This is a genomic window from Actinomycetota bacterium (assembly GCA_012837825.1).
Taxonomy (GTDB): Bacteria; Actinomycetota; Humimicrobiia; order Humimicrobiales; family Humimicrobiaceae; genus Humimicrobium.
The window spans coordinates 1-9400 of sequence record DUQM01000030.1 but is presented as its reverse complement, the minus strand read 5'-3'; the positions used below and the strand labels follow the sequence as shown (position 1 = coordinate 9400).

Sequence of the window (9400 nt, the reverse complement as noted above, 5' to 3'; positions counted from 1 at the left end):
TTGGATAATGATATAAACAAGGATAAGGAAATAATCCTTAACAGTTCTCAGCTGAATTGCCTGAAAAGAATAACAGGCTTTATTGAAAAACCGCTAAATCATAATTTCCTGCTTGAAGGTGTAACAGGCAGCGGCAAAACAGAAGTATATATACGATGTGTGGAAAAAGCGCTTGAAAAAAACAGGACAAGCGTAATACTGACGCCTGAAATTTCACTGGTACCGCAGCTATATTCCATGTTCAGAAAGGTTTTTAAAGATAATTGCTGTGTATATCATTCCGGCATGAGCGAATCTGAAAGATATGAAAAGTGGCTTGATATTCTTTCCGGAAAATGCAAAGTCATAATAGGTACAAGGTCTGCTCTTTTTACCCCGTTTAAAAACCCGGGCATAATAATTATCGATGAATTTCACGATACATCATATAAAGAAAATTCAGGATTAAGATATTGTACCATAGAAACAGCTTTGAAATTCTGCAAAATATCAGAAATTCCCATTGTTCTTGGGAGCGCTACACCTTCGATAAGAATAAAATACAGATTTGAAAAAGATAAGAATTCAAGCATTTTAAAACTTGAAGAAAAAATCTTTAAAGACAGCAAAGTAATAAGGGAAATAATCGATTTAAAAAAAATAAACAGTTTTTCAGAAGATGAGATTATAACAAACAAGCTATATTCAGAAATTTTTGAGAGAGTAAATAAAAAAGAAAAGGCGATAATTTTTATAAACAAAAGAGGATATAGCAAATACATAATATGCAGTGAATGTGGTTTTATACCGAAATGTGAAAATTGCAATCTGTCTTACACCTACCACAGTGTAGGGAACAAACTGAAATGCCATCATTGCGACAAAGAAATCATTTTTAAAAAAATATGTCCGCAATGCGGCAGTAAAAGAGTGATGATGCTTGGAACAGGTATTCAGAAAGTCGAAGAAAAGATAAGAAAAAGATTTCCTGATGTTTCGGTAGTCAGAATGGATTCAGATGTCACATCAAAAAAGAAATCACATGAAAAGATACTTAATGAGTTTATCAGATCCAGTCCGTCGATTCTGATAGGAACACAGATGGTCTCGAAAGGACTTGATATAAAAGATGTAACCCTCGTGGGAGTAGTAAACATAGACAGCATGTTTTCTCTTCCGGATTATATTATTAATGAAAGAGTTTTTCAGATACTTACCCAGGTGGCAGGAAGAGCCGGAAGGGGATTTAAGGATGGAAAAGTCATTGTTCAGACCTATAATTCAGACGGAATGATAATCAGAAGTTTTATGAAAGATAATTTTGAGCTTTTCTATAATGATGAACTAAAGATGCGGAAAAATCTGAAATATCCCCCCTATAGCAACCTTGTTAATATTATTATTTCCGGAAGAAGTTATGAAAAGATAAGCAAAGTATCTTACAGGCTTGCGAAAGATATTCAGAAAATAAAAAACTATACCGAGTGTGAAATACTGGGCCCGGCTCCTTCACCGTTTTCAAAAATAAATAATAATTACAGATGGCATATTCTTGTTAAGTCTTTTGATATCAATAACTTCATTAGCAGGTTTACTAAAATGTTCAATGAGTTTAAAATAGAAAAAACTGCAAGGGTTTTAATCGACGTTGATCCTTACTGGATTTTGTAACTTTTGAACGGAGCGTGAATATAAGTGGCAATAAGGGAAATAAGAAAACTGGGAGATCCTGTTCTAAGGATCATAAGTGAAAAAGTCGAAAAAATAGATAAAAAAATACTTAATATAATACAGGATATGCTCGACACTATTAACAGTGACGATTACAGCGCGGTTGGTCTTGCTGCTCCCCAGATAGGCATTTCAAAAAGAATCATAGTAGTTAAATGGGATAAGACAGGAGTATTTATAAATCCTGAGATAAAAATAATTGATAATGAAGAAGAAGAAATGCAGGAAGGGTGCCTGAGCGTCTATTCAATTGCCTGTATGATGAAAAGGCCTAAAAAAATTTCTGTCAGAGCTCTGTCTTTGAATAATGAAGAATTAAATTTTAAGGCCGAAGGAATGCTGGCAAGGATTTTTCTGCATGAGGTTGACCACCTGGATGGGAAATTATTCATAGACTATCTTGATAGCAGAAAGAAGCGTGAGGTAATGATGAAGATAGCAGATATCAATTCCGGCGCCGCAGTATAAAGGACAGGATGGTTTAAGTTGAAAATAATATTTTTTGGATCATCTGATTTTTCTGTTCCTTTTCTTGAATATCTTTATAATGCTGAACATAATATTGCTGCGGTTGTCACAAACACAGATAAAATTACAGGAAGAGGAAAAAAAACAATCCCCAACCCTGTAAAAGTTTTTGCATCCGGCAAAGGTATCAAAGTCATAGAGGTTGTTAAACTTGATGATGTTTTTTACGAAAAAATAAAAGAAATTAATTTTGATTGCTTTGTAATAGTCAGTTTTGGTCATATTATTCCGAAAAAAATTATTGAATTTGCCGGCGATAATGTTATTAATGTGCACCCCTCGGCACTGCCTCTCTTCAGGGGACCTTCCCCTATAATAACCACACTGCTTGAAGGTTGCAGCCATTCAGGTATAAGCATTATGCGTATCAATGAAAATCTTGATGAAGGAGATATTTATGCGCAATCTTTATTCAGGATAGGTGATTATGAGAATAAAGAGATGCTGGAAGAAAAAATAATAACAATAGGGGCTCCGCTTTTAAACAGTGTATTGGAGCTTATAGACAAAGGACTTATTGAAACATATCCGCAGACAGGTATTCCGAGCTATACCCGATTATTTGAAAAAAAAGATTTTATAATTGACTGGTCATCAGGTTCCAGAGACATAATAAACAAGGTCAGGGCCTTTTCACAGGAACCGGGAGCGCAAACCAGTTTCAGAGATATGAAAATAAAAATTTTAAGCGCCGGAGTTGCAGATGACTATAGAAATCATATGCTTTCTTGCAAATCGGACATTTGTCCCTCAGAAGGAGAAATAATTGCTGCCGACAAGACGAACGGAGTAATTGTTTTTTGCGGCAGAAACGAAGCTGTGAAATTGCTTGAGCTTAAACCTGAAGGAAAGAATAAAATATCGGTACACGACTTTTTAAACGGATACAGGGTTAAAACCGGAGAATATTTTTATTAAAAATAAATGGAAAATTCCAGAAGAATCACTTTTGAAATACTCCTTGAATATTTTGTCAAAAAAAGAAACCTGAACGATATAATTGACAGGTATCTGAAAATCAGAAAGCCGAAACCACAGGATAAGAGTCTTATCTATCAGATTTCAAAAGGTGTTGTAAAAAGATATATCACTCTGGATTTTCTGATTTCAAGAATATCCGGTCTGAAAATAGAGAAAATTGAAATATTATCTCTATTGGCTCTGAGGATTGCATTATTCCAGATTATTTTTCTGGATCGTATTCCTGATTACAGTTCAGTAAGTGAGTCCGTCTCGATAATCAAAGGATTCAGAGGCCGGAAATCAGCAAATTTTGTAAATGCGGTTTTACGCAAGGCAACAAGAATACCGGATATTTATCAGTTTCTGGAAGAAAATATTAAAAAAGTAAGAGACAGGAACAGACAGGAAAGCATAAGGCACTCTTTTCCTGAATGGCTTGTCAGATACTGGGGCAGGACATATTCTTCAGATATTCTTAAAAAAATCCTGGAATCACTGAACAGAAATCCGGAATTTTATTTCAGAATAAATACTCTGAAAATAACAGAAAAAGACTTTTACGATGACGCATCTTCTTTCTTTAGCGGACCTTATGAAACATTTCTTGATGGCACTGCTTTTAAAATCAAAGATAAATTTGAAGAATTTATTAATTCAAAGTTTATCCGCGAAGGATTATTGTTTGTCCAGAATCTTTCTTCACAAATAGCCATAAGATATTTCCTGAATCCCGGGCCCGGTGAGAAAGTACTTGATATATGTTCTGCTCCGGGAGGAAAGTCTGTTTCCAGCGCGCTTATGATGAAAAATGAAGGAGAAATAATCGCAATTGAAAGTAATGAAAAGCGGTTAAAGATACTGGAAGGCAATGTGAAAAGAATGGGTGCTGATATTATCAGAAGCATTAATGCAGATGCGGGAAAAGAATATTTTTTACAAACGGATAAAAGAGGAAATAATTATAAAAAACAGAAAGATCAAAGCAATGATTATAATGAATATTTTGACAAAATTTTTATAGACCTGCCATGCAGTTCATTCGGCACTGTTTCCAAGAATCCTGATACCAAATACAATAAAGACATCGGCAGACTTAAGATCTTTAAGGAAAATTCTTTGAAAATTCTTCATAATGCAGCGCCATATTTAAAAAGAGGAGGCAAAATTACATTATATACCTGTACTCTTTCCAAAATTGAAAACGAAGAATTAATAAATGAATTTATGGATAAAAATGAAGGCAGATATAAAGTTGATAATACTGACAGCATCAGAAGACTGGTAAATGAAAATGTCAGGGATTTTCCGGAAATAAACTGTTTGCCGGAATCAGGAAACATAATAGAAATATTACCCTGGTATTTAAACAGTGAGGGAGCAAGTATTTGCTCGCTGATAAAATTAAAGTAAAATTTAAAAATATGATGTATGTAAATGCATAATATTATAACAAATAAAAGGAGTTAACTTGAAAATAGGAATTATGAGCGATACTCATGGAGATATAAAAGCTGTCAGCTGCGCACTTGAGATACTGAATGATGCGGATCTTTTAATTCATTGCGGTGACATGTTTTATCATGGTCTTTTTAACATGATAAAAGATTCTTATGATCCCCTTGAGCTGTCAAAAATTATAAATTCTGTAAAAAAACCAATAATATATGCCAGGGGAAATTGTGACAGCGAAGTGGATCAGCTGGCACTGGATTTCAATATACTTGATCCGGTCAGGTTTTTCTTTCATGAAGACAATATTTTATATATTCATCATGGAGATAAAAAAGGAGATAATGAATTACAGGATCTTAGCAGAAAATTTAAATTCAATATAGCTGTAAGCGGACATACCCATATTCCCAGAATAGAAAGAAAGAACGCTTTGATATTTATTAATCCCGGAAGTCCGTCTCTTCCCAAAGGAGGTTTTCCTCCGACAGTTGGGGAAATTAATTTCAATGAGAATATGATAAATATCATAAATATTGATACCGGAGAAGTATTGAAGACTGAAAAGGTAAATATTTAGAGACTATATTTTAAACTACTTTTTTAACCTTATTGCTTTTCAGACATCTTGTACATATATTCACTTTTTTTACAGAACCGTTCATTTCTACCCTAACTTTCTGGATATTCGGCTTGAAAGTTCTGTTATTCTTTTTATGTGAATGACTGATACTGCTGCCAAATAAAACTTCTTTATTACATATATCGCATCTGCTTGCCATTTTTTCTCCTGTTTATAAATAAAGACTATAATATAAATTAATTTTATTACCGGTTGCTGATAATATAAAATATCAGCAAAAAAAGTCAGCTAAAAAACAAGATAGAATGCTAACATTTAATTTTTAAATTTACAAGAAAAATATGAACAGTAATGAATATTATTAAAAAATTAATAATAAAAACAGCTTCTTTTTTCAGAATCTATATTAATTACGATGGATTCAGAATTGAAACAATTTCACTTATAAGAGATATCTGCCGGAAAGACAGAAGCAGCCCGGAAGAAAAAGAAGAATCGGAAGAAAAAGAAGAACCGGACAGGAAAGGATATGTATTCTGCCTGGGCGACTCAAACACTTTCGGATGGAATTACCCTTATAAAGATTCTTTTCCCGTCATTCTTGGGCAGAAATTAAACGAAAACAGAAGAAATAAAATTTTTGAAGTCCTTAATCTTGGAAAAGGCGGATCGAAAATTGAAGATCTGGACATGGGCATTATTAATTTTTTTCAGCCGGGAAAAAACAATGCTTCAGTTCTGAATTATGGCTTAAATGATGCGCTGCTGGAAAATATTATTAAAAACTATTTTGACAAAAATAAGTCTAATATTAACTGGGAAGAATTAAATGCCGGAGATTTTGCGGGAGATGCAGAAGAATTTGCAAATAAATATAAAAATATTTTAAATAAGCTTTTTGAAACAAATGAAAGAATTATAATAGTCGGACTGTATAGAATAAAAAAAATCAGGACAATAAACCAGCTGAATCCGACAGAAAAATATCTGAATCTGCAAAATGATATTCTGGATTTGCATAACAGAAAATTAATGGATATAGCTTGGAATACCGGGGCTGATTTTATTGATTTGTGGACGATTCTTGATGACACGGAAAATAATACCGATTATCTTTATAAAGATGGTCTGCATTTAAACAAAAAAGCTTTTGAAGTCATCGCTGAAAAAATAAATGATATTTTGTTAAAATAAAAATCAGATAACTGTATTTTTAACAGTAATAGTATTTTAAAAATTTTAAAGTTTTGTTTATTATTAATATTATTTCCCAAAACAAGATTTAACAATATAAAAAAGAGGTTATATACAAATGATTATTAAACTTGAAAGTTCAGATATAAAAAAAGCTACTTCAATCATAGTAGATCACTTTAAAAGCAATGAAGCCAGGATAAATGACCTTAATGTATTTCCCGTTCCTGACGGAGATACAGGCACAAATATGCTGCTGACCCTTAAATCTATAAAAAAGGAGCTTGCAAAGTTAAAGAATAATGATTTGCAGGCTATGGTTGAAGCTGTTTCATTTGGCGGACTTATGGGAGCAAGAGGAAATTCAGGAGTAATACTTGCGCAGATACTGAAAGGGTTTTTTGATGAATTGAAAAAAAGTGATTCCTTCAATCTTGATATACTGGAAAATGCTTTAAATTCCGCCAGAGTTCTTGCATATGGTTCTGTCCAGAACCCTACGGAAGGGACAATGCTTACCATTATAAAAGATCTTTATAATTTTATAAAAACATATAATGAAAATAATAATGAGAATGTTTTTCTGTCAGAATTTATAGACAATATTATTTCTGAAACAGAAAAGTCTCTTGTCAGAACTACTTTTCTTTTACCTGTATTGAAGGAAGCAAATGTAGTTGATGCCGGCGCACAGGGAATACTTGAAATTCTTGTCGGCCTGAAAAAAGCTCTGATGGATCTGGGCAAGATAGACTCCAGCCTGAAAAGAAGTACAGGCGAAAAAAATCTTTCAAATACTGACAAAGAAAAAGAACAGACTGTTTCTCCGGAAATACAGCAGCATGCCTATGATGACAGAGAGCTAAAGGATCTTAATGTTTCTTCAGATATAAAGAACATTTATTGTACCGAGTTCATAATTACCGGACAGAGGATAAATCTTTTGCGGCTGAGAGAAGATATTGAAACTTTTGGAGACAGCGCAATGGTTGTCGGAAATGAAAGTCTTGTCAAGGTGCATGTCCACACCAATCACCCCCACAGAGTTCTTGGGAGAGCGCTGAGGGAAGGAGTTATGCACGAAATTCAGATAAATAATATGGTAGACCAGCATATGGAAAAAATGAAATCAGTTCCTGTAGCTGAAAAACAGGCTGCAACCTACGGTTTGATTTCCGTCTCTAATGGAGAAGGTCTTGAGGAAATATTTAAAAGTCTTGGAGTTGATATAGTCATTAAAGGCGGACAGACAATGAATCCTTCCACATACGAAATAGTAAAAGCAATAAAAAAACTTGAAACCGAAAAAATAATAATTTTTCCAAACAATAAGAATATTGTACTTACCGCAAATCAGGCTGCAAAGATAGCCAGAAAGGATGTAACAGTTATTCCGACAAAAACCATACCACAGGGCATAAATGCAGTTTTAAACTTTAACAGGGATCTTGTAATGGATGATAACTTGAAGAATATGGAACAAGCTTATAAGAGAATCAAGAGCGGGGAAGTCACTGTTGCAGTCAGGGATGCCAATCTTCTTGTGGGTGAAATAAAAAAAGGTCAGTTCATAGGATTATTTGACGGAAAGATAAAAGTCATTTCAGATAATCTGATAGGCGCGACAATTGAACTTATAAAAGACATGGTAAAGGAAGATGACAGCATAATATCTTTTTATGCCGGCAAAGATTCTTCAGAAGCTGAAAATGAAGATATAAAAAATGAAATAAAGAAATACTATCCTGATATTGAAATAGAATTTTATAAAGGCGATCAGCCATTTTATAATTATATTTTTTCAGTTGAGTAAAATTCTTTTCTTATGGAAAAATAGAAATGCGGTGATTTTAAAATAAGAATCATTTCCGGTAAGTTCAAAGGAAGAAAATTAAAAGGTCCATCAGATCTATCCATACGACCTACTTTGGATAGGGTAAAAGAAAGTATTTTTAATGTTCTTGGCTCGCGTATATATAATAGCAGTGTTCTTGATCTGTTTGCAGGCAGCGGTTCGCTTGGAATAGAGGCTTTAAGCCGCGGTGCCGAAACAGTATATTTTATAGATAATTCATTTGACTCTGTCAAACTTCTGAAGGAAAATCTTGCACTATTAAAGGACATAAAAGAAGAAGCAGTGATAAGGAAACAGGACGTAGCAGAATTTCTGTCTAATTTCAATGAAGATATTTTTGAAGTAATTTTTCTAGACCCTCCTTTTAAGATCGGCAAAGAATATATGATTCGGGTTTTTAATTTATTATATAATGGTGGGATTATTGATAAAAATAGTGTTATAATTTATGAGTTCTTTTTTAAAAGGGATATTGAAGAGGAAATTTGCCTTTTTAATATTGATAAAGTATCTTCATTTGGTGAAAAGAAGGTCATTTATTTATCATTGAAATAAAAAATCAATTATGAAGAAAATTTCTTTATGTCCGGGAACATATGATCCCATGACTGAAGGGCACAGAGATATTATTTGCAGATGTTCAAAGATTTTTGACAAAGTAATAGTTCTTGTATCAAATAATCCAAAAAAGACACCTCTTTACTCATTAAAGAGAAGAATAGAGTTTATCAGCAAATCTCTGCAGGGATTAAAAAATGTAGAAATAATGTCATATGACGGCCTGCTTATAGATATTGCAAAAGAAAAAAAAGCAAATGTAATAATCAAGGGTCTGAGAGCTATTACGGATTTTGAATATGAATTCCAGATGGCTCAGATGAATAAGAAGCTTGCGCCTCATATTGAAACTTTCTTTATGGTTTCAAATCCGAAATATGCTTATCTGAGCTCAAGTGCTGTAAAAGAGGTTGCAAGTCTTAATGGTTGTATCAGGGATCTTGTTCCAAAAGAGATAGAGGAGGATATTGTAAGCAGTTTTAAAAATAATGATTTTGACTGATTTTTAATATGTATATTGCATTAATACATATATTTTTTTAACAATCTGTTTTAATATT

The 9400-nt window shown here is 33.1% G+C and carries 10 protein-coding genes; 9 read left to right on the top strand and 1 reads right to left on the bottom strand.

Annotated elements, in window-relative coordinates; genetic code table 11:
• From priA to yfcE, 5 genes are all read left to right on the top strand, one after another.
• Nucleotides 1-1650 (top strand): primosomal protein N' (priA, locus tag GXZ93_02605; GenBank protein HHT78673.1); only part of this gene is annotated, 1650 nt, incomplete at its 5' end.
• A 24-nt stretch (nucleotides 1651-1674) separates the two neighbouring features.
• On the top strand, nucleotides 1675-2178 hold the full coding sequence (def, locus tag GXZ93_02600) for a peptide deformylase (protein ID HHT78672.1): 504 nt from the start codon (nucleotides 1675-1677) through the stop codon (nucleotides 2176-2178).
• A gap of 18 nt (nucleotides 2179-2196) precedes the next feature.
• Nucleotides 2197-3156 (top strand): methionyl-tRNA formyltransferase, encoded by a 960-nt coding sequence (gene fmt / locus GXZ93_02595; protein HHT78671.1) that lies wholly within the window; start codon nucleotides 2197-2199, stop codon nucleotides 3154-3156.
• Between the two features lie 6 nt (nucleotides 3157-3162).
• Entirely contained in the window at nucleotides 3163-4611 is a 1449-nt protein-coding gene (locus tag GXZ93_02590; GenBank protein ID HHT78670.1) for a hypothetical protein, read from the top strand.
• Nucleotides 4612-4669: 58 nt separating this feature from the next.
• Nucleotides 4670-5230, top strand: a complete 561-nt coding sequence (gene yfcE / locus GXZ93_02585) for a phosphodiesterase (GenBank protein ID HHT78669.1) — start codon at nucleotides 4670-4672, stop codon at nucleotides 5228-5230.
• A gap of 10 nt (nucleotides 5231-5240) precedes the next feature.
• Here yfcE and GXZ93_02580 read toward each other — a convergent pair whose 3' ends face one another.
• Nucleotides 5241-5432, bottom strand: coding sequence for a 50S ribosomal protein L28 (locus GXZ93_02580; GenBank protein ID HHT78668.1), 192 nt, complete (start codon nucleotides 5430-5432; stop codon nucleotides 5241-5243).
• Nucleotides 5433-5584: 152 nt separating this feature from the next.
• Between GXZ93_02580 and GXZ93_02575 the strand changes: the two genes are divergently transcribed.
• The 4 genes from GXZ93_02575 to coaD all read left to right on the top strand — a co-directional run bounded on the left by GXZ93_02575 (nucleotide 5585) and on the right by coaD (nucleotide 9342).
• The gene (locus GXZ93_02575; protein ID HHT78667.1) at nucleotides 5585-6427 is read left to right on the top strand and encodes an SGNH/GDSL hydrolase family protein; all 843 of its coding nucleotides are present in this window, start codon (nucleotides 5585-5587) and stop codon (nucleotides 6425-6427) included.
• 118 nt (nucleotides 6428-6545) lie between these two features.
• On the top strand, nucleotides 6546-8240 hold the full coding sequence (locus GXZ93_02570) for a DAK2 domain-containing protein (GenBank protein HHT78666.1): 1695 nt from the start codon (nucleotides 6546-6548) through the stop codon (nucleotides 8238-8240).
• Between the two features lie 42 nt (nucleotides 8241-8282).
• Entirely contained in the window at nucleotides 8283-8837 is a 555-nt protein-coding gene (gene rsmD, locus GXZ93_02565; GenBank protein HHT78665.1) for a 16S rRNA (guanine(966)-N(2))-methyltransferase RsmD, read from the top strand.
• Between the two features lie 10 nt (nucleotides 8838-8847).
• A complete protein-coding gene (gene coaD, locus GXZ93_02560; GenBank protein HHT78664.1) occupies nucleotides 8848-9342 on the top strand; it encodes a pantetheine-phosphate adenylyltransferase in 495 nt (164 codons plus the stop codon).
• The last annotated feature ends 58 nt before the right edge of the window (nucleotides 9343-9400 follow it).